The sequence below is a fragment of the Pseudomonas sivasensis genome (assembly GCF_021391435.1).
GTDB classification, from domain to species: Bacteria; Pseudomonadota; Gammaproteobacteria; order Pseudomonadales; family Pseudomonadaceae; genus Aquipseudomonas; species Aquipseudomonas sivasensis.
Genome location: NZ_CP090029.1, coordinates 3,460,780 through 3,480,664, shown reverse-complemented (window position 1 = coordinate 3,480,664; position 19,885 = coordinate 3,460,780). Strand labels below are relative to the sequence as shown.

General features: G+C 57.3%; 20 protein-coding genes and 2 pseudogenes. 7 read left to right on the top strand and 15 right to left on the bottom strand.

Annotation, left to right across the window (positions count from 1 at the left end; all coding sequences use genetic code 11):
* Positions 1-100: 100 nt before the first annotated feature.
* From LRO94_RS15625 to LRO94_RS28170, 3 genes and pseudogenes are all read right to left on the bottom strand, one after another.
* Entirely contained in the window at positions 101-616 is a 516-nt protein-coding gene (locus LRO94_RS15625; RefSeq protein WP_095184627.1) for a hypothetical protein, read from the bottom strand.
* A 318-nt stretch (positions 617-934) separates the two neighbouring features.
* Positions 935-1,879 (bottom strand): annotated as a pseudogene (locus tag LRO94_RS28175) (methyl-accepting chemotaxis protein); the annotation flags it as partial.
* A 351-nt stretch (positions 1,880-2,230) separates the two neighbouring features.
* Positions 2,231-2,500 (bottom strand): annotated as a pseudogene (locus LRO94_RS28170) (PAS domain-containing protein); the annotation flags it as partial.
* A 163-nt stretch (positions 2,501-2,663) separates the two neighbouring features.
* Here LRO94_RS28170 and LRO94_RS15615 point away from each other — a divergent pair.
* Complete coding sequence (locus LRO94_RS15615; protein ID WP_032885296.1) at positions 2,664-4,862, top strand: OsmC domain/YcaO domain-containing protein; 2,199 nt, start codon at positions 2,664-2,666, stop codon at positions 4,860-4,862.
* A 124-nt stretch (positions 4,863-4,986) separates the two neighbouring features.
* On the opposite strand, the gene LRO94_RS15610 is transcribed toward LRO94_RS15615, so the two are convergent.
* From LRO94_RS15610 to LRO94_RS15580, 7 genes are all read right to left on the bottom strand, one after another.
* Positions 4,987-6,153: a cystathionine gamma-synthase gene (locus LRO94_RS15610; protein WP_179178909.1), complete on the bottom strand. Its 1,167-nt coding sequence runs from the start codon at positions 6,151-6,153 to the stop codon at positions 4,987-4,989.
* Positions 6,150-7,526, bottom strand: a complete 1,377-nt coding sequence (locus LRO94_RS15605; RefSeq protein WP_179178910.1) for a pyridoxal-phosphate dependent enzyme — start codon at positions 7,524-7,526, stop codon at positions 6,150-6,152. The genes LRO94_RS15610 and LRO94_RS15605 overlap by 4 nt, the downstream gene beginning before the upstream one ends.
* A 173-nt stretch (positions 7,527-7,699) precedes the next feature.
* Positions 7,700-8,179 (bottom strand): VOC family protein, encoded by a 480-nt coding sequence (locus LRO94_RS15600; protein ID WP_095184631.1) that lies wholly within the window; start codon positions 8,177-8,179, stop codon positions 7,700-7,702.
* A gap of 139 nt (positions 8,180-8,318) precedes the next feature.
* A complete protein-coding gene (locus LRO94_RS15595; RefSeq protein WP_164440561.1) occupies positions 8,319-8,837 on the bottom strand; it encodes an SUKH-4 family immunity protein in 519 nt (172 codons plus the stop codon).
* A gap of 144 nt (positions 8,838-8,981) precedes the next feature.
* Positions 8,982-9,614 (bottom strand): hypothetical protein, encoded by a 633-nt coding sequence (locus tag LRO94_RS15590; protein ID WP_032885290.1) that lies wholly within the window; start codon positions 9,612-9,614, stop codon positions 8,982-8,984.
* Between the two features lie 32 nt (positions 9,615-9,646).
* A complete protein-coding gene (locus tag LRO94_RS15585; RefSeq protein WP_179178911.1) occupies positions 9,647-9,808 on the bottom strand; it encodes a hypothetical protein in 162 nt (53 codons plus the stop codon).
* Positions 9,809-9,861: 53 nt separating this feature from the next.
* Positions 9,862-10,071, bottom strand: a complete 210-nt coding sequence (locus tag LRO94_RS15580) for a hypothetical protein (protein WP_179178912.1) — start codon at positions 10,069-10,071, stop codon at positions 9,862-9,864.
* Between the two features lie 58 nt (positions 10,072-10,129).
* Between LRO94_RS15580 and LRO94_RS15575 the strand changes: the two genes are divergently transcribed.
* Positions 10,130-10,303 (top strand): hypothetical protein, encoded by a 174-nt coding sequence (locus tag LRO94_RS15575; protein ID WP_179178913.1) that lies wholly within the window; start codon positions 10,130-10,132, stop codon positions 10,301-10,303.
* Here LRO94_RS15575 and LRO94_RS15570 read toward each other — a convergent pair.
* Positions 10,297-10,650, bottom strand: coding sequence for a VOC family protein (locus tag LRO94_RS15570; RefSeq protein ID WP_032885286.1), 354 nt, complete (start codon positions 10,648-10,650; stop codon positions 10,297-10,299). The two genes, LRO94_RS15575 and LRO94_RS15570, sit on opposite strands and share 7 nt — an antisense overlap.
* 103 nt (positions 10,651-10,753) lie before the next feature.
* Here LRO94_RS15570 and LRO94_RS15565 point away from each other — a divergent pair, with 103 nt between their 5' ends.
* Complete coding sequence (locus tag LRO94_RS15565) at positions 10,754-11,497, top strand: class I SAM-dependent DNA methyltransferase (RefSeq protein WP_032885285.1); 744 nt, start codon at positions 10,754-10,756, stop codon at positions 11,495-11,497.
* 121 nt (positions 11,498-11,618) lie between these two features.
* Here the strand turns inward: LRO94_RS15565 and LRO94_RS15560 are convergent, their stop codons facing one another.
* The 3 genes from LRO94_RS15560 to LRO94_RS15550 all read right to left on the bottom strand — a co-directional run bounded on the left by LRO94_RS15560 (position 11,619) and on the right by LRO94_RS15550 (position 14,850).
* Entirely contained in the window at positions 11,619-12,956 is a 1,338-nt protein-coding gene (locus LRO94_RS15560; protein WP_032885283.1) for an MFS transporter, read from the bottom strand.
* Between the two features lie 123 nt (positions 12,957-13,079).
* Positions 13,080-14,015 carry an EamA family transporter gene (locus LRO94_RS15555; protein ID WP_122757567.1) on the bottom strand — a complete coding sequence of 312 codons (936 nt, stop codon included), beginning with the start codon at positions 14,013-14,015 and terminating at the stop codon, positions 13,080-13,082.
* Between the two features lie 322 nt (positions 14,016-14,337).
* The gene (locus LRO94_RS15550) at positions 14,338-14,850 is read right to left on the bottom strand and encodes a hypothetical protein (RefSeq protein WP_179178914.1); all 513 of its coding nucleotides are present in this window, start codon (positions 14,848-14,850) and stop codon (positions 14,338-14,340) included.
* Positions 14,851-15,247: 397 nt separating this feature from the next.
* On the opposite strand from LRO94_RS15550, the gene LRO94_RS15545 reads away from it, so the two are divergent.
* From LRO94_RS15545 to LRO94_RS15530, 4 genes are all read left to right on the top strand, one after another.
* Positions 15,248-15,730 carry a GNAT family N-acetyltransferase gene (locus LRO94_RS15545; RefSeq protein WP_179178915.1) on the top strand — a complete coding sequence of 161 codons (483 nt, stop codon included), beginning with the start codon at positions 15,248-15,250 and terminating at the stop codon, positions 15,728-15,730.
* Between the two features lie 243 nt (positions 15,731-15,973).
* Positions 15,974-16,729 (top strand): bestrophin-like domain, encoded by a 756-nt coding sequence (locus LRO94_RS15540; RefSeq protein ID WP_095184640.1) that lies wholly within the window; start codon positions 15,974-15,976, stop codon positions 16,727-16,729.
* Between the two features lie 318 nt (positions 16,730-17,047).
* Positions 17,048-17,503: a VOC family protein gene (locus LRO94_RS15535; RefSeq protein ID WP_032885278.1), complete on the top strand. Its 456-nt coding sequence runs from the start codon at positions 17,048-17,050 to the stop codon at positions 17,501-17,503.
* Between the two features lie 174 nt (positions 17,504-17,677).
* A complete protein-coding gene (locus LRO94_RS15530) occupies positions 17,678-18,109 on the top strand; it encodes a bleomycin resistance protein (RefSeq protein ID WP_095184644.1) in 432 nt (143 codons plus the stop codon).
* Positions 18,110-18,282: 173 nt separating this feature from the next.
* Here the strand turns inward: LRO94_RS15530 and LRO94_RS15525 are convergent, their stop codons facing one another.
* Positions 18,283-18,843, bottom strand: coding sequence for a thioesterase family protein (locus LRO94_RS15525; protein ID WP_032885276.1), 561 nt, complete (start codon positions 18,841-18,843; stop codon positions 18,283-18,285).
* Between the last annotated feature and the right edge of the window lie 1,042 nt (positions 18,844-19,885).

The following is a 19,885-nucleotide window of genomic DNA, read 5'->3' as shown; positions in this document are numbered from 1 at the left end:
CCGCTTAACATCGATGGGTGATTTGAATGCCGGAAACTACCCAGCGACCAACTTAAAGCAGTGCCGCCCGACAAGCGAGCGGCCTTGCCGTGCGCGCGGGTCAGTCGGTGGCTTCAACCCATTCGCAGTTTATGAGCGGCGTTCCATCCCCGACGCGCATGTAATAGGCGTCTGGAACCGCGATCCGTTCATGGGAGGTGCCCACCGGCCCGTCGTGGTAATCGGTGAACAACTGCCCACCGGTAATCTCCCAGCGCACGGAGTACCCCTGCGTTGACCGATAAAGCCAGAGGCGCGGCGCCGCGCGGCAGGACAGGTAGTTGCCGTCCTGAAGCTGAAGCTGCATGCGGTTGCCGTCGCTGGAGACATTTTTGAACTTGGCTTTGTCGCCGTTGGACGGCGTTGCGCTGATGTAGTCCCAAAAGCTCCAGCTGGCCTGGTTGCCTACGAAATAGGCAAAACTATCCTGCACCTTGCCGTTGTCATCGACGTATTGAAGCTTGAGGTAGTACCACTTGTTTTCTGGTAAAGCCTGGCTGCCGCTGCGAGGGGGCAGCGGACCGCCCTTGGGTTCGAAAGGTTTGTCGTCCTTGGAGGGGCTGATTGAGTCGCTCATGGGTTCATCCTTTAGAAGAGAGAGTCGAAATGAAAACTCGCCCGAGCCAAAGCCATAATGCGGATAGGTAATGCAGGGGAGGAACGCGGGAATACATCAGGTTGCGCCTTGCGCACAACGGCTTGGGACTGTGCTACGACATTGGGACGATCACCCGTTTGCGTTACGGCTTGTCCTTCTCTCATCCATGATTTCAGCAACCGATGGCTCAAGCCATCGAGGCGTTTTGCAAGGTTAGGTCATGACGGCGGATTCGTCGAAAAAAAACTGCGGCATGGCGCCGGCCAGGCTCAATGACTGGCGCCATGCAGCGGCTGATCAGCGGTTAAAGCGTTCTACCAACGCATATTGAGTGGCCGCCGTATTGGTCAGCTGCTTGCTAAGGTCGGTGGATTGATGGGCTTGTATCGACGTCTGGTCAGCCAGCTCCGCGATAGTGGTGATGTTGCGGCTGATCTCCTCGGCGACCGCGCTTTGTTCCTCAGTGGCGGCGGCGATCTGTGTGGTCATTTCGGTGATATGAGACACCGCTTCGCTGATGCCGACCAACGCCTGGTCTGCTTCCAGCACCCAGGCTACGCCTTCCTGCGCCTGGCGTTGGCCGTTTTCCATGCTTTGCACGGCATTGTTGGACGATGCCTGCAACTGAGTGATCAGCGCATGGATTTGAGTGGTGGATTGGGAGGTACGCTGCGCGAGTTGGCGCACTTCATCGGCCACCACGGCAAACCCGCGGCCTTGCTCACCGGCGCGGGCCGCTTCGATGGCGGCGTTGAGGGCGAGCAGGTTGGTTTGATCGGCGATGCCTTTGATCACGTCCACCACGCTGCCGATTTCGTCACTGTCCTTGGCCAACTGCGCCACGGTGGTGCCGGTTTCGCCCACGACGGCGGACAAGCGCTCAATGGCCAGGCGGGTATCACGCGCGACTTCACGGCCACGTCCGGTCAGCACGTTGGCCTGCTGGGTGGCGTCGGCGGTGCGCTGCACATGGCTGGCGACTTCCTGGGTGGTCGCAGCCATCTGGTTGACGGCCGCCGAGACCTGCTCGGTTTCAACGCGTTGGCGATCCAGGCCTTTGGAGCTGGCGGTGGCCAACTGATCCGATTGCCCGGCCAGGGCGCTGAGTTGTTCGGCACTGTCCTGCAGGCGTGTGAGGCAGGTTTTCAGGCGTGAGTTTTGGCTGAGGAACGCGGTTTCCAGGCGTGCCTGGGGGCCGCTGGCGTCGCTGTACATCTGGGCAATCAAGGCATCCGACGTCGAGGGCTCGACACCCGCCAGCAGGCGCAAGGTGCTGCCTTGGCGTACGCGTGAGCAGAGCATACCCACCGGCACGGCAACGGCCACGGCCACCGCAATGGCGATCGGTGCACTGAGGAAAAGCCCGGCAATGCTGCCGGCGATGCCGGTGGCCACGTACGGAACGGCACTCAACGCCGCGGGCAGCCAAGTGTCCTTGATTAGCGCGCTGGATTTGCCTTGGCTGAGGCGGCGATACAGCACCTGCGCCCGGCGGATTTCATCGGCGCTGGGCTTGACCCTCACCGATTCAAAACCAACGACTTCGCGGCCGTGGAAGATCGGTGTGACGTAGGCGTTAACCCAGTAATGGTCGCCGTTTTTCGAGCGGTTCTTGACGATGCCCATCCACGGCAGGCCTTGCTTTAGCGCACGCCACATATGGGCAAACACGGCCGGCGGGACATCGGGGTGACGCACGATGTTCTGTGGCGCGCCGATCAGATCGGCCCGTTCAAAACCGCTGATTTCGACAAAGGCGTCGTTGCAGTAAGTGATGCCCCCGTGAATATCGGTGGCGGAGATAAGTTTTTGCGAAGGCGCGAGTGAAATCTCACGTTGTGTTACTGGCTGGTTGTTGCGCATTCCGGCTACTCCCTGGTTGCACACAGTGCATCGGCGCCAACGTGCAGAAGATTAATCCACATTGGCTATTTCGCCAGCCATTGGTCAAAAGCCTGAAACTTATCGATGAAAAACCTCATAATGGCGGCCATTTTTGTTTAGCCCGTAATTCTGGTGTGCCCCCATGGAAATCAAGGTCAACTTTCTCGACAACCTCCGGCTTGAAGCCAAGTTCGATGACTTCACGGTGATTGCCGACCAACCTATTCGCTATAAGGGCGATGGTTCGGCACCGGGGCCCTTCGACTACTTCCTGGCATCGTCGGCGCTGTGCGCGGCGTACTTTGTGAAGCTGTACTGCCAGACCCGCAACATCCCCACCGACAATATCCGCCTGTCCCAGAACAACATCGTCGACCCGGAAAACCGCTATAACCAGATCTTCAAGATCCAGGTCGAGTTGCCCGCGGATATCTCCGATAAGGACCGCCAGGGCATCCTGCGCTCCATCGACCGTTGCACGGTGAAAAAAGTGGTGCAGGCCGGTCCCGAATTTGTGATCGAAGAGGTGGAAAATCTCGACGCCGACGCCCAGGCCTTGTTGATGCCCAGCAGCCTGTCGGAGCAGGGCACCTACATCGCGGGCAAGGACCTGCCGCTGGAGCAGACCATCGCCAACATGTCCGGGATCCTTGCCGGCCTGGGCATGAAGATCGAGATCGCCTCGTGGCGCAATATCGTGCCCAACGTGTGGTCGCTGCATATCCGCGATGCGCACTCGCCAATGTGTTTCACCAACGGCAAGGGCGCGACCAAAGAGGGCGCGCTGGCGTCGGCATTGGGCGAATTCATCGAGCGGCTCAACTGCAACTTCTTCTACAACGACCAATTCTGGGGTGAAGAACTGGCCAACGCGCCGTTCGTGCATTACCCGGACGAGCGTTGGTTTCAGCCAGGCCCCAACGACGAGCTGCCGACTGAAATCCTCGACGCTTATTGCCGCAAGGTCTACGACCGCGAAGGCGAGCTGCGCGGTTCGCATCTGTTCGACACCAACTCCGGCAACGAAGCGCGCGGCATTGTTTCGCTGCCGTTCGTGCGCCAGTCCGATGGCGAGGTGGTGTACTTCCCGTCCAACCTGATCGAAAACCTCTACCTCAGCAACGGCATGAGCGCGGGCAACACCTTGGCTGAAGCCCAGGTGCAATGCCTTTCGGAGATTTTCGAGCGCGCGGTCAAGCGTGAAATCATCGAAGGTGAATTTGCCTTGCCGGACGTGCCGGCTGAGGTGCTCGCCAAATACCCAAGCATTGTGGCGGGCATCGAAGGCCTGGAAGCCCAGGGCTTCCCGGTGCTGGTCAAGGATGCATCCCTGGGCGGCGAATTCCCGGTGATGTGTGTGACCCTGATGAACCCGCGCACCGGCGGGGTATTCGCTTCGTTCGGTGCCCACCCGAGCCTGGAAGTGGCGCTGGAGCGCAGCCTCACCGAATTGCTGCAAGGCCGCAGTTTCGAGGGTTTGAACGACTTGCCGCAGCCGACCTTCGAAGGCCAGGCGGTGACGGAGCCGAACAACTTCGTCGAGCACTTCATCGACTCCAGCGGTGTGGTGTCGTGGCGCTTCTTCAGCGCGCAGTCGGACTACGAGTTTGTCGAGTGGGACTTCTCCGGTGAAGGCGAAGACTCCAACGTCCAAGAGGCTGCGACCTTGTTCGGCATCCTGGAAGGCATGGGCAAAGAAGCCTATATGGCGGTGTACGAGCACCTCGGCGCCACCGCTTGCCGCATCCTGGTGCCGGATTACTCGGAAATCTACCCGGTGGACGACCTGATCTGGGACAACACCAACAAAGCGCTGTTCTTCCGCGAGGACATTCTCAACCTGCATCGCCTGGACACGGAAGAATTGCAGGCATTGGTCGAGCGCCTGATCGAAAGCGAGCTGGACGATTACACCGACATCACCACCTTGATCGGCATCGAGTTCGACGACAACACGGTATGGGGCCAACTGACCATCCTGGAGTTGAAGCTGCTGATTTTCCTGGCCTTGCAGCAATATGAAGAGGCCAAGGAGTGCGTGGAGATGTTCCTGCAGTACAACGACAACACCGCCGAGCGCGGCCTGTTCTACCAGGCGTTGAACGGTGTGCTGGAGATGGAACTGGACGACGACTTGGACTTGGCGGATTACGAAGCCAACTTCCGCCGCATGTTTGGTAATGAGCGAATGGATGCGGTGATCGGCTCGGTCGATGGCAGTGTGCGGTTCTATGGGTTGACGCCGACCAGCATCAAGCTGGAAGGCTTGGACCGGCATTTGCGTTTGATTGACAGCTACAAGAAGCTGCATTCGGCGCGTGCCAACATAGTCCAGGTGTAACGCATACCCAATGTGGGAGGGGGCTTGCTCCCGATGGCGGTGGTTCAGACAAATATTCAGTGCCTGACACGCCGCTATCGGGAGCAAGCCCCCTCCCACGTTTGATCTTTGTTTTTTGGGGGGGTTATATACGGGCCAAGGCTTGCGCCAGGTCCGCTCGTAGATCCTCCACATCCTCAACCCCCACCGACAACCGCACCAACCCGTCGCCAATCCCCAGCTGCGCCCGCGTCGCCGCCGGGATGCTGGCATGGGTCATGATCGCCGGATGTTCGATCAGGCTTTCCACACCTCCCAGGCTTTCGGCCAGGGCGAAGATGTTCACGTGTTCCAGAAAGCGGGTGGCGCCCGCCAGGTCGCTGTTCAAATCCACTGAAATCATCCCACCAAACCCGCGCATTTGCCGGCGTGCCAGTTCGTGCTGCGGGTGGGATGCCAGGCCTGGGTAATAGACCCGCGCCACTTGCGGTTGTTGCTCCAGCCAGGTGGCCAGGTCCAGTGCGTTGCTGCAATGACGCTCCATGCGCAGGGCCAACGTTTTCACGCCGCGCAGGGTCAGGAACGCGTCGAAGGGGCCAGCGATGGCGCCCACTGAGTTCTGCAGGAAACCCAGGCGATCAGCCAATTCGGGGTTGTCACCGACAATGGCGATACCGCCGATCACATCGGAATGGCCGTTGAGGTATTTAGTGGTGGAGTGCACCACCACATCAACGCCCAGTTCCAGCGGGCGCTGGATCCAGGGGCTGGCGAAGGTGTTATCAGCCACGCAGATGATCCCGCGACTGCGGCAGATACCTGCGATGGCGGCCAAGTCGGTGAGGCTGAGCAGCGGGTTGCTCGGGGTTTCGACCCAGACCATGCGCGTGTCGTCCTGCAAGGATGCTTCAAACGCCGTTACATCACTCAAATCGACAAAGCTGAAACGATGCCCGGCGCTGCGTTGGCGCACCTTGTCGAACAGCCGAAAGGTGCCGCCATAGAGGTCGTTACCGGAAACGATATGGGCGCCCGCATCCAGCAGCTCCAGCACCGTGGAAATCGCTGCCAGTCCGGATGCAAAGGCAAACGCCTGGCTGCCGCCTTCAAGGTCGGCCACGCAACGCTCCAGAGCAAACCGCGTGGGGTTGTGGGAGCGGCCGTAGTCGAAGCCCTTGTGCACGCCGGGGCTGTCTTGCAGGTAGGTGGAGTTGGCGTAGATCGGCGGCATCAGCGCGCCAGTGGCTGGGTCTGGGAACTGCCCGGCGTGGATCACACGGGTGGCAAACGCACTTTTATCAGGCTGGCTCATGCAAGGGATCTCCGCAGGTGGTTGAGCAGGTCGACGCGGGTGATCAGGCCATAAAAGCCTCCTGCATCGGCAATGATGGCGACCAAGCCGCGATCCAGTTCAGTTTGCAATTCGGCCAGGCTGGCGCTGGGGGACAGGGTTTGAAGGTTGTCGGTCATGGCGCTGGCGACGACCATCGTGAAGTGCGCGGCATCGTGGTGCAGGCCCAGCAGGATGTCGGATTCGTCGATCACGCCCACCAGTTCGCGGCCGTTGACCAACACCGGCAGTTGCGACACGTCGGCCAGGCGCATGCGCTGGAAGGCGGTGAGCAGGGTGTCGTCGGGGCTCACGCTGATCACGCGGCCGTCTTCGAAGCGGCGGGCGATCAGGTCGCGCAGGTCGCCGTAGTGTTTGTAATGCAGCAACCCCGCGTCGGTCATCCACTGGTCGTTGTAGACCTTCGACAGATAGCGCGTGCCGGTGTCGCACACAAAGCTAACCACGCGCTTGGGCGTGGTTTGTTCGCGGCAATAGCGCAAGGCAGCGGCGAGCAGGGTGCCGGTGGAGGACCCGCCGAGAATGCCCTCGGCCTTGAGCAGTTGGCGCGCGTGGTCGAAGCTCTCTTCATCGCTGATGGAATAGGCGTGGCGCACGCTGGACAGGTCGGCAATCGACGGAATGAAGTCCTCGCCAATGCCTTCCACGGCCCACGAGCCGGGTGTTATCAACTGGCCGCTGCGGCTGTATTCAGCCATTACCGAACCCACCGGATCGGCCAGCACCATTTCCAGCTCCGGTTGCACGCGCTTGAAGAATCGGGTCAGGCCGGTGAGGGTACCTGCCGAACCGACGCCGACCACAATGGCATCCAGGTCGTGCTGGGTTTGCGCCCAGATCTCCGGCGCGGTGCTGGTCTCGTGAGCCTGGGGATTGGCCGGGTTGTTGAACTGGTCGGCGAAGAATGAGCCGGGAATCTCCTGGGCCATACGCGCAGCCATGTCCTGGTAATACTCGGGGTGGCCCTTGCCCACATCGGAGCGGGTGATATGCACCTCGGCGCCCATGGCCTTAAGGTGCAGCACTTTCTCCGTGGACATTTTGTCGGGTACCACCAGCACCACCCGATAACCCTTGGCCCTGCCCACCAGCGCCAGGCCCAAGCCGGTGTTGCCAGCGGTGGCCTCGATGATGGTGCCGCCGGGACGCAGGCGGCCGTCACGCTCGGCGGCGTCGATCATGGCCAGGCCGATGCGGTCCTTGATGGAACCGCCGGGGTTTTGGGATTCCAGCTTGAGGAACAGCGTGCAGAGGCCGGTATCGAAGCGGCTGACCCGTACCAACGGCGTGTTGCCGATCAGTTCGAGTACGGCGGGGCGTGAGAGTGTAGGCATGGCGTCACCTGGGTGCGCAGAGGAGACATGAAACACTAGGTCGGTATTGGGTGAGTCGCAACCGGACCGTCGGCTCGCTGTCTTTTTTTGGCGCATGGGCCGACGCGACAATTGCGCCTGACGCTGCCAGGCGGAGCGCATTGAAGCCCTGGATAGCCTCGCCAGTTGCCGCCTCAGCCCTTTATCGCTGCCTCAATCGCCGCAATGTCGATTTTGGTCATGGTCATCATCGCCTCGAACGCGCGCTTGGCGATGGCTGGATCAGGGTTAGTCACCGCCTCCGTCAACACGCGCGGAGAGATCTGCCACGACAGGCCCCACTTGTCCTTGCACCACCCGCAGGCGCTCGGCTGGCCGCCGTTGTCGATGATTGCGTTCCAGTACCGGTCGGTTTCGGCTTGGTCATCGGTGGCCACTTGGAAGGAAAACGCCTCGGTGTGGGGAAAGATCGGGCCGCCGTTCAGGCCAATGCAGGGGATGCCGAGTACCGTGAATTCGACGGTCAAGACGTCGCCCCGCTTGCCGGACGGGTAATCCGCTGGTGCACGATGCACGGCGTTCACCGCACTGTCGGGAAAGGTGTTGGCGTAGAACTTGGCCGCCTCTTCGGCGCTCCCGTTGTACCAGAGGCAGAGGGTGTTTTTGTGGGTCATGAGCAGTCTCCACGCAGTCGAGGGTCTGTGGAGTTTAGCTGCGTTTCAATGGCGGCCTTATCAAGTCGAGACGGTTGAGGTCGGCGTTATAGGCTCGATAGAGGTCGGCCAATTCGTGGTGGGTCATCAGCGTTCACTTCTACCCGTTGAGTTCTGCGCTGACCTCATCCGCCCACATCGTGCCCGGCACGGCGGCGGCAGGATCGATGCATTGGATCTCGGGTAAACAGCGCGCCATCGTGTTGTCTCGCAGATGTGCCTGGAACACGCACAAGCTGCGGGCGAACTGGGGCAGTGAGGTATTGATGAGTACGCGTGCGTGATGGGCGTCGTGGTTGAAATAGACAATCGTCCCACTGTGTCGATCAAGCGCGATGACGTCCCCGGAGCCGGTGTGCCCCAAAGGGTAATAGTGGTTGGCGATGGCGAATATTGCCAACCTGCGTTGTGCTTCGGCTTGGCTGTAGGCCTCGAAACTCAGAAAGGGCGCGGCGTCGCGCGGCAGGCCGTGCTTGAGGAGGAATTCAGCGTCTGGCGCGGGGAGGGTGGCCAGGTCACTGGGGTTGAAGGTGATGAATTCGTCAAAGCCGAGGTCCAGGCCGGGCGGGTCGGGAGGCAGTACCGAGATGAAATGTGTTTTGAAGTCGAAGTCGGTCATAGTCGTTCGCCGCGTTATGTGAAGGGGGGGGCGGGATGCTGACATAGAAACACTGCAGGGCCTGGGGTAGAACCCGTTCACAGCCTCAAGGTTGATCCAGCTAATGCCGCAGCAATGGTTGCCGCAGCATGAGTGCGAGGAGTTTTAGTTACTCGACTTATCTGGCAGTGGCGCCGTATGAATTTCGTCATACATAGCGGTTGCCACTGAAGCAGCATAAACAATGTATTTCAGATCACTCGCGTCATTCTTGACTTCATAAATTTCACACAGAAGACTTCTTTTGTCCTTGGGCAACTCCACAGGCGACCAAGATGAAGGGCTTTTGAAGTTATACTCAGGGCCTTTGTATGTTAGTGATCTGATGCCAACAACCATGCGCTTATAGTGTTGCCTATCAGGTCTTTTAGTGTTTTCATAGCTGCCGCTAAATGATCCTAGAGAGTCAGAGACAACATCTACACACTCTTTGTCTAGCTCGGTCTCATAATCAGCAGCCGCATAGGTTCCAACGGTCCCATGATTGGAATAGAATTTTGCACGCGGCGACAACTTTTCTTCTGGGTATTTGGCGGTGTATTCATCACCCTCGAAGTAATATTCGATATACCCTCGCGAAATATCTACCCTGCTATATTTCTTTCTCTTTTCTATGATGTCATTGAAAGAGTACCAGCGCTGCTCGATTAGTTTGTGCTCGACTTCCAGTCCGCCTGCAAAGACCTTCAAGGAAAGCGCGGAGCCAAATAAGATAGATGCAATCAAAAGATTTTTCATGAATTGACCTGAAGTATGATTTTTTATTTTATTTAAAATAGGTCTGTTGATGTTGCGCGTTGATTAATTTCGCGAACCTTTTCAGCTTCGGCTTGTGCCTTCTGTTGAACAGTCCAAGTGATTGCCGCACCTACAATTGTCAAGCTTGTTGCCATATCAAAGCCAAGCTGGATGTTACTGAACCATGTGCTCATTTGACTTCCTTGAGTTTTATTTGATTTCCTTGAACATCACTTTTTGTAGCCGTTTACGCCGTAACAACGGACTCCAGCTCAAATTTCACGCCGCATAAGCGGCGTTGTCGTGCTTTTTTAATCGTGCTCTCGCTCTGAGCGGGCACGCCGCCGGTAATTTGCTGCGTGAGCATAAAGGCGATGCCGGGTCGGAACAACCGTTCGTCGCGACCTACACCGCCAACGCCCGGTATCTGAACCTTTCCGCTGGCGTTGTGCAGCACGACTACGAGACCAAACCCGCAGCGCACTGACTGGCGCCGTGAGTTGCGCGAGGAATAGGTGCGTTCGGTGGTCAACTACGTGGCGGATGTTGCTGGCAAAACCAGCTTCGGCAGTAACGGCCCATCGGCGATCAAGGACACCGGCCTGCTCGGTCTGGGCGTGACGTGGGGGTGCGATGCGGGCCACTTAAACTGCGTGGCCTGCACTCGTGGTGCAGCGATCACTCACTGATCCGACCAAACCGCCAGTTCATAACCATCCGGATCAATGAAGTGGAACCTGCGCCCACCGGGGAACGCAAACGTCTCGCGGCTTATCACAGCGCCTGCCGCCGTGATGCGTTGGTGCGCCCCTTCGAGGTCATTCGCAAACAAAATCACCAACGGCCCCCCTGGCCGAACGGGTTCTCCCGTGGTGAACCCGCCCGTCAGCCGCCCATCGCTGAACTCGGTGTAGGTGGGCCCGTAGTCCACGAATGTCCAGCCGAAAACGGCGCCGTAGAAGGCTTTGCTGCGGTGGATGTCGCCCACGTTGAATTCTATGTTGTCGATCTGACGGTCTTGACCACGAACGCTCATGGTTGCCTCCTTGGCGGATGATTGAGGCGCGAGTGTAACGGTTCTGACGACGGACTGAGTTACCATGCCGCCGCGAAATTCCCGCCGACCGCTCTGGCTACCTATGTCCTCCAACGCGCTGTACACCGATCTTTCCATCTACTACGACCTGATGTGCGCCGACATCGACTATCGCGCACAGAGTCACAGCGTTCGCCGGTTGCACCAACTGTTCGGCAATAACGGGCGTCGGCACTTGGACCTGGCCTGCGGCACCGGGCCCCATGTGCGTCATTTCCTCGACTTTGGCTACCACAGCGCCGGCCTGGACATCAGCCAACCGATGCTGGACCTCGCCCAACTGCGCTGCCCGGAGGCACGGTTCAGCCGCCAGGACATGGCGGGTTTCCAGGTGGACGACGCGCAAGATCTGATCACCTGCTTTCTCTACTCGACCCATTACAACGCCAGCCTGGCCAAACTGCGCATGTGCCTGACCAGCGTGCACGAGGCGCTCGCCGAAAATGGCGTGTTCTGTTTCAACGCGGTGGACAAGCAGCACATCGACAACCGTTTGCTGGTACGCCATAGCGTTGAGTTTGAAGGCAGCCACTTCACCTTCGGTTCCGGCTGGCACTACAGCGAGGAGGGCGAGCAGCAGGCGCTGCGCCTGAGTATCGAGAAGACCACCGGGGGTGTGACTGAGGCTTGGCAGGACGAACACCCGATGGTCGCCTTCAGTTTCACCGAGTTGCAGCAGTTGTTGACGCCACAGTTCGAGGTGCACATCTTCGAGCATGACTACGAATGCATCACGCCCTGGGAGGGCACGAGCGGGAATGCTTTGTTTGTCTGCGTGAAGCGCTGATACCTGCTTTACCCAGTTTCCTGTGGGAGATGTCGAGCTTTAGCGAGGCTTCGAAGGCGGCGGTACAGGCGAAGTATTCTTACCTGACCCACCGCATTCGTGGGCATTACGTCATGTAGCACTAACGCGAGAGCACCGCCGCTGAGCCTTTTTCCTCAGCGCCCACGTCATGCAGGGAGATCCTCGATGTCTCCGGCAACGCCAACCCGCCTGCCAGCGCCAGCAACGCTACGGCTATCAGATAAAACGCGGGTGACAGGTTGCTGCCCGTGGTGCTGATCAACCATGTCGCCATCAGCGGCGCGGTACCCCCAAAGATTGTATAGGCCATGTTGTAGGTGATCGCCGAGGCGGTATACCGCGTCCGAGTCGGGAAGGTCTCCGACAGCAACGCCGCCGTGACCACCCCACATAACACCGCACCCACCGCGAGCAGCATCACCCCCACGATCGAGGCCGCGAACGAACCTGAACTGGCCATCAGGAACGACGGATACACCACCACCATCAGCAATACGCAGGCGGTCATTACCGTGACCCGACGCCCCACCCGATCCGAATACAGCCCCGCCAGCGGGCAGATGGCCGCGGCGAAAATCAGCGCGATCAACGACACCAGCAACGCCGCCGCCCGACTCAGCCCACCTGCCACCTGCAGGTATGTCGCGAAGTAGGTGGTGAACATATAAAACGAGAGCGCCGTCAGCGACACAAACGCGCCCAGGCAGCAAATCGCCGCACCATGGTTGCGCAAGGTTTCCTTGAGCGGAGAGTGGGCGACCGCGTGTTCCTGCTTCACGGCCTGGAAGGCGGGTGTCTCATCCAGTTTCCAGCGCAGATACAGCCCGACCAGACCCAGCGGTGCGGCGATCAGGAACGGCAGGCGCCAGCCCCAACTGCCCATCGCCTCGGCGGACAGCGACGCCTCAAGGGCGTAGGCCACCACTGCGGCAGCGGCGAACGCGGAGAACGTCGACACCGGCACGAAGCTGCCGTACCAGGCGCGTTTGTTGCTCGGCGCGTGCTCCATCAGATAGGCGCAGGCACCGGCATATTCGCCCCCGGCGGAGAAGCCTTGGGCGCAGCGAATCAGCGACAACAGAATCGGCGCTGTCACGCCGATGGCGGCGTAAGTGGGCAGCAGGCCGATCAAGGTGGTCGCACCGGCCATCAGCAAAATCGTCATGGCCAGGGTACGCTTGCGGCCGATGCGGTCGCCGAGCATGCCAAAGAAAATCCCGCCCAACGGCCGAAAGGCGAAGGCCACGGCAAACACTGCAAAAGTCTTGAGCAGCGCCGCGCTGGCATCGCCACTGGGGAAGAATTGTTGCGCGATGGTGGTGGCAAGAAAGCCGTAGACGGCGAAGTCGAACCACTCGACGAAGTTACCGATGCCGGCGGCGATGATGACCTTTCGCAGGGTTTGGGGGCTGACCTGTTCGGTGGATGAGCTCGTCATAAGGGAAGGCCTCGGAATGCGCAGGGGGATGCCTGATTATCCGAGGCGGCGGCCAGACGGCGGGGTTCAAAAGAGTCCTCCGCGTAGTCAGCAGCGACTTTCTGCAAGGGCTAGAGGCACGCTTCAGGCCTTGGCGGAACGCTGAGCGGACGTGCGATACGTCAGCAGCACAATTCCTGTCACCACGATGACGCCGCCAGTCACCTGACCGGCGCTGAGCATCTGATCGAGCACGAGCCAGCCCATCAGCAACGTCGCCAGCGGCTCAATGTTCATCACCGGCGCATTTCGCGGCATATCCAGGCGCGGCACCGACATGAACAGCACGATAAAACCGGTGCCGTAGAGCACAACCAACGTGGCCAGCGCCAGCCAACCGGTCAGACTGGCCGGTGGGTTCAGGCCGTCGGCAAGGGCGCCACTCCAGCCCGCAAGGTTGACGCTGCTGAACACAATGAAGATTGTCAGCAGACTGCGCACCGAACCCCGTACCTGGGACAACTTGTGATCGGTGATCCACAGCGCGCAAGCGAATACAAAGGCGGCGCAGAAGGCGAGGGTGACGCCGAGCAGCCATTGCGGGCCGATGTCGGCGTCGGCTGAAAGGCGAGTGGGCACGTCCAGCACGAACACCAGACCCACCAGAATCAAACCCATCAGCAAGGCGGTGCGCGCCGTCGGACGTGGGCCGCCTAGTGCCCAGGTCAGCAGCGCCAGCAAAATCGGGAAAACGTTGGCCACCAGCAACGCCAGCGCTACCGGTACGCGGGCTACGGCGGAATAGAGGCACAGGCTTTGCGCGGTGATGAGCAGGCCCAGCAGTAACTGCCAGCGCCATGCACCCGAAGGCAGGCGCAGGCTTTGCCGTTGCCAGAGTACCAGCGCGCCCAGCACCAACAACGTACCGCCGGAGCGCAGCAGAATAGCGAGGAGAACACCGGCGCCGTCGTCGAAGGCCACGCGAGCGGCGATGTGGTTGCCGGCGAAGGCGCAGCCCATGCAGAGCAGGATCAGCACGGCGATGTGGCGGGGGAAAAGATTGGGGGCAGGGGGCGTCATGGTAAGGGCTCGGGCAGTGGCTTCCATCGTCGGGGATGGCAAATTATTTTTAGGTTGTCGTACAACGTTATGGCGGATTTGTAGCGTGTTTGGGGCGAATGGGCAAGGGAGGTTTTTTGTGGGATGACCGCGGGCGTTGTTTCTTATGGACTTAACAAGATTGTTTAGGTGATTGCGTTGAGATAGAGATAGACAGGACTGAGTAGGGGAGGTCGTATGACTATTGAGGGCCTATTGAGTAATTCGCCATGCGCGACCATGAGGCCCGTTTAATATCGTTCGGGTTCTGGCAAGCGGTCGCGCAGTGCAGAGGTGCAATGTCTCACTGGAGCGTCGGTAATCGGTCCAGCGCACAATTTCGGTCCATTTTCGGCTCATCGGCCATGGGGACGCGCGCGCCCGAATCGACATTGAATATGTCAATGTGACAACCGCTCAGCGCGCCCGGGCTGTCGACAATTCCTCCTTTGATCACGTAACGCGCGCCCGGCGCAAATTCGCTGACAAACGCTATGCTGCACGAACGATTGGCATTGGCCGCACCGCGCATCACCAAGTGCAGCGGCTTGCCGGCTTCAATCGGAAAGAAGCCCTCCGGCGTCGATACGTTCTTATAAACGGAAACCAACTGCCCTCCCTGCGCAATCGCCACGGTTCTGCCATATTTGCAGGCCATTGGAGGCGCCTCGACCAGGGACACGCTGTTTCGATAATTCTCCATCGACACCAACTCGCTACGGATAAGCGCCTGAGGCGCCCCCGCAGGCACAAGGTATTTCGGCGTTGGGGCGCAGCCTGCAAGCAGCAGAAGTGAACACAGGTAGAGAGGCTTCATAATTTCCTTATCAAGGTCGGTAAAGGGCGGCCTCAACTAGCCTGATGAATCAGAATGGGTCAAGCAGTAAGTGAGAAGGATAGATACCTGACCCGGTTTGAAATAAAGGTGAATCGCCCTTGGTTTATTGAATAGGCGCAACGGTTGCTCTTGGCCTAGGCTGTGTAAAAACGTTTTTTTACGCGATAGGCACTCAAAACTGGACTGAAAATCGCGCTTCTGTGCGAAATTCACATCTGCTGATGTGCCGATAAATTTCGGATTTAACGTAGATGCGCACACTTCAATTTTGGCTAAGCGGTTTTACACACTCTGGTCCAGAAGTGGACTCTCAAATTTGTCTACGGTATCTGGGCCGCTTCAATGGCTCCCCAGGATAGAAGTTGGAGCACAAAATATGCCCGTCGCACCCAATCAGAATTCCCCAATCATTTTGGTCCTGGCTCAACAGAGCGACTTGGATAATCTTGTAGCCATTCGAATTGAGGCCATGCGCGAAAGTCTGGAGCGTGTTGGTCGATTTGATCCAGTCCGCGCGCGCGAGCGGTTTCTCAGCGGTTTTGAGGCTCGCAACACACGCTACATAGAGGTGTCTGGAGAGAGGGTTGGTTTCGTCGTGATCAAGCATCAACACAATGAACTCTTGCTCGACCACTTGTATGTGAGACCGAGCGCGCAAGGGTCAGGGGTAGGGTCTGCTGTTCTCACTCAGATTTTCAAAGAGGCGGATGCGGCTGCGCTCCCTATTAAAGTGGGTGCTCTCAAAGAAAGCGCTTCGAATCGCTTTTATATCCGCCATGGCTTCCAATTCATCGGAAGCAGTGAGTTCGACAATTACTATATTCGACAGAGTGTTCCGGCGATCGGCCCAGATTGCTAGCTGGATGCGATGCACCTCGACGTGTGCTTTGACACACTCTGGACCATAAGCAGACGCTCGTGATCTGCTGCCTTTCATGATGGGCAGAACTAGGCCAATACCTACTGATAATCACCGCCGGTGTTCAAACCAATACTGAAGTCATTTCTGGACGGTAAACGCAGTAACTGCCGAGCAGAGTTCTGAAAACACCCAATGGTCTATCCTTCAAGACTTGACGCAAATTGATCAGGGCCCTGATGTATGAACGCTCTCTGGATCGCATTGGCCATTTTTGGGTGCCTGGTTGCTTCCTCGCTTCTCATGATGTTTTGGTACCCAAGACTGGCATCCCACCACAGGGATGACGACACCAACACCGTAATTCGTCTAGTCGCCAATATTTTTGTGGTTATGACATCGCTGGTCTTTGGCTTGATGATTAATTCTGCCAAAAACACCTTCGAGTCCATTGATGCAAACTTCCATGGGTACGCAACCAGCATGATCATTTTTGATCGGACACTGCGGGGCTATGGCGATGCGGCACAAGACACGCGCAATCGTCTGATCACCTATCTTGAGCGCGCTATCGAGACCCCGTATCGGGGAGACGAGGCGCTGCAGCATCGAAACAGCGAGGCGGCTAAATACCTGGATGACATAGGCAAGTCATTGGCTGTTATCAAGCCCCCGGACCGCTACCATGAAACGATGCTTCAGGATATTCGTCAGCAATATCATTCGCTCATCGAGCAACGTTGGAGGATCGTCGAGCAGTCGGAGGGAGCGATTCCTGGCCCCCTTATTGGGATGCTTGTTGCTTGGTTGACGCTCATTTTCGCTAGTTTTGGATACCGCGCACCCCGTAATTCGATGGTGATAGGAATGTTCATCGTCTCGTCATTGCTCATTGCGGCTTCCGTATACCTTGTGTTGGACATGGACGTGCCATTTCACGGTCCTATCCAAATATCCGACGAACCCCTGCGCAGGGCGCTCGCCGTAATGCAGCTATAGGGGAGCATGACAGGCAGCGTTTTGAGTAGTGGCCTCGGAGCGGGATATATCGGTGTCTGCTTTTGGCCGATCGTTGCATTTCGCGAGCGGCAGCTTTGGGTCGGAAGCCGCGCCTTATGAACGACGGATTTCGGCCATACGCGGGCAGTCACTTTTGTTCGCCATCAAGCGATGGACAGCTCCTCGCTTACCTCAGTTTGAACGCGGGTTTATCGCCGAATTGGCGCATTGCTACACCGACAATATGGACTCATGAAGTCCATGGAATTTTGAGGGTCTCCGGCTCAACATTGACGCCGGTTCAACAGGGAGGCTGCAATGGATCTGAAGTTCAGTCACGTAGATGTACTGGTCAATAATCTCGAAGAAGCCTGTGCTTACTACGCACAGATACTTAATGCCAGGATATCCAAAACGCTCGTTTGGGAACGAGGTGGCCTGCATGTGCGCTACGCGATAGCGCTGATCGGTCAAGAGCGTTTCATGTTGGTACAGCCATTGGCGGGGAACCTGAGGGAGCTATTAGACTCCGCGGGAGAAGGGATGATTTATCGCCACTGCTATTCGACGCCGGACATCGAGAAGGCCTACGACGAACTGATGGTCGCCGGTGTTCAGCCACAAGACGAAAACGGAAAGCCATTGGCCCGCGCGAACCTGCAATCCCCATCGGGGACACGCATTATCTGGTTGCCCAAGCGCTTTGGGCACTTCTCCATCGAAATCCTGGAAGACAAGGCGTTAGAGGCATTTGTAGAGGATGCATTTTCCTGAGTTATGCGGCGATGAAGGTCTGCTTGCGGCCAGAAGCTGCCACTCAAAGCGACTCGATAACTCCCACCCAAGCGTGCATCATCATGCGCACCACGATCCCGCCCTGGCAGCGAAGCCGTAGGTGCAGAACCTGCCCGCTCACAAAAACAAGCATTTTGAAATGGAAGTCATCTCATGTTCGAACGTAACAAACTGGTTCCGGAGTTAATGGTCACCAACCTGGATAGCAGCCTGGCTTTTTGGGTTTCTCTTCTGGGGTTCAAAGTAGCTTATCAACGTTCGGATGACGGATTTGCGTACCTTGATTTGAATGGTGCTCAAGTAATGCTTGAGCAGATTGATCCGGACGCGGGTCAATGGCTGACTGCGCTATTGACCAAACCGTTTGGAAGAGGCATCAACCTACAGATTGATGTTGAGGCTGTCGCACCCATCATCCAAAAACTTGTTCAGGCTGGATTTCCACTCTATCGAGAATGCAAAGACACCTGGTATCGGGCTGACAAAATAGAAGTAGGTCAGCGCGAATTCATCGTCCAGGATCCCGATGGTTATCTCGTAAGGTTGGTAGAGCGGTTGGGTGAGAGACCGGCTTGCTCAATCTGAACCTAAGCCAAGCCGACCGTCAGCTTTGGGTCGATAGCTGCCGGTGGCGACTGGCAGTCATCGGCCAGAAGCGGCCACTCAATGGTGTCTATAGCGGAATTCATCTCCTGACTGACCTCGGTTTACGACATAGAAGCGTACACCAATGAGTGGGGGCTCTTAACATCAGCAGGTTAGCTGGACTGCTGATCGCTGATGCTTTCTTCTTCTCTGAGTTGGCCACTCATCGCATCGCAGCTAGCCGACCACGATGTCAGCCATTGCGGCATCGCTGGCGACTTTTCGGGTAGTCCCAACTCCCGAACAAATTCGCCTGGTGGAATAATCCCTTTAGATGCGCGAAATAGACCCCGCATTACTACAACTCCGATCACCCGTCCTTTGCTCAGAAACCGATGTTCCATAAAGCTCCATTTGTCGTCCCAGCCCAGCATTCTGGTGTGGACTTCAAACGTTTCAAACAGCTTAAGCTCACGACGAAATTTACCCCAGGTGTCCCCTACGATTGGTAGCGCTTTCGTTCTAATAGCCACTCGATACGCACCACTGCGCAGAACGAAATCCATACGTCCGACATCGGCGAGTGTGAAGTATCGGCCATTGGTGACGTGTCGATTGAAGTCAAGATCTAGAGGCCATACGCGCATTCGGATGACGGTTGACCCCAGAGCTTTTACGGGGTTGCGCCACGGTCGGCGGAGTAGCATGAACAGAAGCCGAAACCATAGATTCATAAAAAACACCGATAGTTGAATGATCGGTGCACTTTAAAGAGTGAGGAGTGGGCTAGGTAGGTCTGAAAATGACTTAATTTGCCTTAAAAGTGCATTTGAATCACTGCTGCCAGAGGATTAGTGGTTTTATGGTGAAATCTGGCTCCAAGGCTGTAACCGTCCGGGCAACACACCTTCCTAACAACGTCACTTGATCCTCAATTGGGTTTCATTACGTCGCCTTAGTCCTAGCTGAAGGCGGTTGAAACTCAATTGAGCGAATGGCCGCGACTGGCCGACTTCTGCCTTTCGCCGCCGTCAGCTTTGGGTCCAGACCGCTGGCCTACCCGACTGGCCTCTTCTCACTATCACACATTGGAAAGTGTTTTAGGCACGTCAGCGCTGGTGGGAGACCGAAGAGATAGAAATCGTTAGCTGAATCGTCCCAGCAGCCTCTGCGCGTAGACAGGCGGTCATCTTTCTACCGAAACGAGCCGAGAATAGTGTGCCGACGGGCAATGGCGAAAATTAGTAACTCAACCTATGTACCATGACTATGGTGATAACCGGTAGCGGCAACCAGGACCACTGCGCAGCTATTGAAATTGAAGGGGTACAGGCTGGATATGTTTTAGTTCCTGCAGGTTGTGAAATCTTTACTCATCCGATGTGTTAAAAACACCAACCCTTGGCTTAAAGAATTCTGGTTACCTGCCGCTATAAAGGTTGAGTCTTACTATTTTTTCTATACAAGACGACGCGGAAGGACAATAGTTATAGTGACTATCAAAATTAAAGGGATATTTATGAGATTCGCTAAACTGTTCGGGGCAGCAACTTTATTCGCCTCTATGATTGCATGTGCCCAAGCAGGCACAATCGTCACCGTGAAGTTGAAGGACTCTACGACTGGTCCAGCCGCGTACACTTTCGAGTACTTTTCCGGGAGTGTAGCCCCCACCCCAAGTACGATTCTGCCTTCTGCAACGACGACATTTGTCCTGACCAGTGTCGCTGATACGGTTTCAGGAATGCGATTCGTCTATACTTCAGGCAATAAGAA

Excerpts from the sequence above, each read along its gene's own strand:
- LRO94_RS15625 (WP_095184627.1), bottom strand. The coding sequence starts at position 616 with ATGAGCGACTCAATCAGCCCCTCCAAGGACGACAAACCTTTCGAACCC.
- LRO94_RS15615 (WP_032885296.1), top strand. The coding sequence starts at position 2,664 with ATGGAAATCAAGGTCAACTTTCTCGACAACCTCCGGCTTGAAGCCAAG.
- LRO94_RS15610 (WP_179178909.1), bottom strand. The coding sequence starts at position 6,153 with ATGAGCCAGCCTGATAAAAGTGCGTTTGCCACCCGTGTGATCCACGCC.
- LRO94_RS15605 (WP_179178910.1), bottom strand. The coding sequence starts at position 7,526 with ATGCCTACACTCTCACGCCCCGCCGTACTCGAACTGATCGGCAACACG.
- LRO94_RS15600 (WP_095184631.1), bottom strand. The coding sequence starts at position 8,179 with ATGACCCACAAAAACACCCTCTGCCTCTGGTACAACGGGAGCGCCGAA.
- LRO94_RS15595 (WP_164440561.1), bottom strand. The coding sequence starts at position 8,837 with ATGACCGACTTCGACTTCAAAACACATTTCATCTCGGTACTGCCTCCC.
- LRO94_RS15590 (WP_032885290.1), bottom strand. The coding sequence starts at position 9,614 with ATGAAAAATCTTTTGATTGCATCTATCTTATTTGGCTCCGCGCTTTCC.
- LRO94_RS15585 (WP_179178911.1), bottom strand. The coding sequence starts at position 9,808 with ATGAGCACATGGTTCAGTAACATCCAGCTTGGCTTTGATATGGCAACA.
- LRO94_RS15570 (WP_032885286.1), bottom strand. The coding sequence starts at position 10,650 with ATGAGCGTTCGTGGTCAAGACCGTCAGATCGACAACATAGAATTCAAC.
- LRO94_RS15565 (WP_032885285.1), top strand. The coding sequence starts at position 10,754 with ATGTCCTCCAACGCGCTGTACACCGATCTTTCCATCTACTACGACCTG.
- LRO94_RS15560 (WP_032885283.1), bottom strand. The coding sequence starts at position 12,956 with ATGACGAGCTCATCCACCGAACAGGTCAGCCCCCAAACCCTGCGAAAG.
- LRO94_RS15555 (WP_122757567.1), bottom strand. The coding sequence starts at position 14,015 with ATGACGCCCCCTGCCCCCAATCTTTTCCCCCGCCACATCGCCGTGCTG.
- LRO94_RS15550 (WP_179178914.1), bottom strand. The coding sequence starts at position 14,850 with ATGAAGCCTCTCTACCTGTGTTCACTTCTGCTGCTTGCAGGCTGCGCC.
- LRO94_RS15545 (WP_179178915.1), top strand. The coding sequence starts at position 15,248 with ATGCCCGTCGCACCCAATCAGAATTCCCCAATCATTTTGGTCCTGGCT.
- LRO94_RS15540 (WP_095184640.1), top strand. The coding sequence starts at position 15,974 with ATGAACGCTCTCTGGATCGCATTGGCCATTTTTGGGTGCCTGGTTGCT.
- LRO94_RS15535 (WP_032885278.1), top strand. The coding sequence starts at position 17,048 with ATGGATCTGAAGTTCAGTCACGTAGATGTACTGGTCAATAATCTCGAA.
- LRO94_RS15530 (WP_095184644.1), top strand. The coding sequence starts at position 17,678 with ATGTTCGAACGTAACAAACTGGTTCCGGAGTTAATGGTCACCAACCTG.
- LRO94_RS15525 (WP_032885276.1), bottom strand. The coding sequence starts at position 18,843 with ATGAATCTATGGTTTCGGCTTCTGTTCATGCTACTCCGCCGACCGTGG.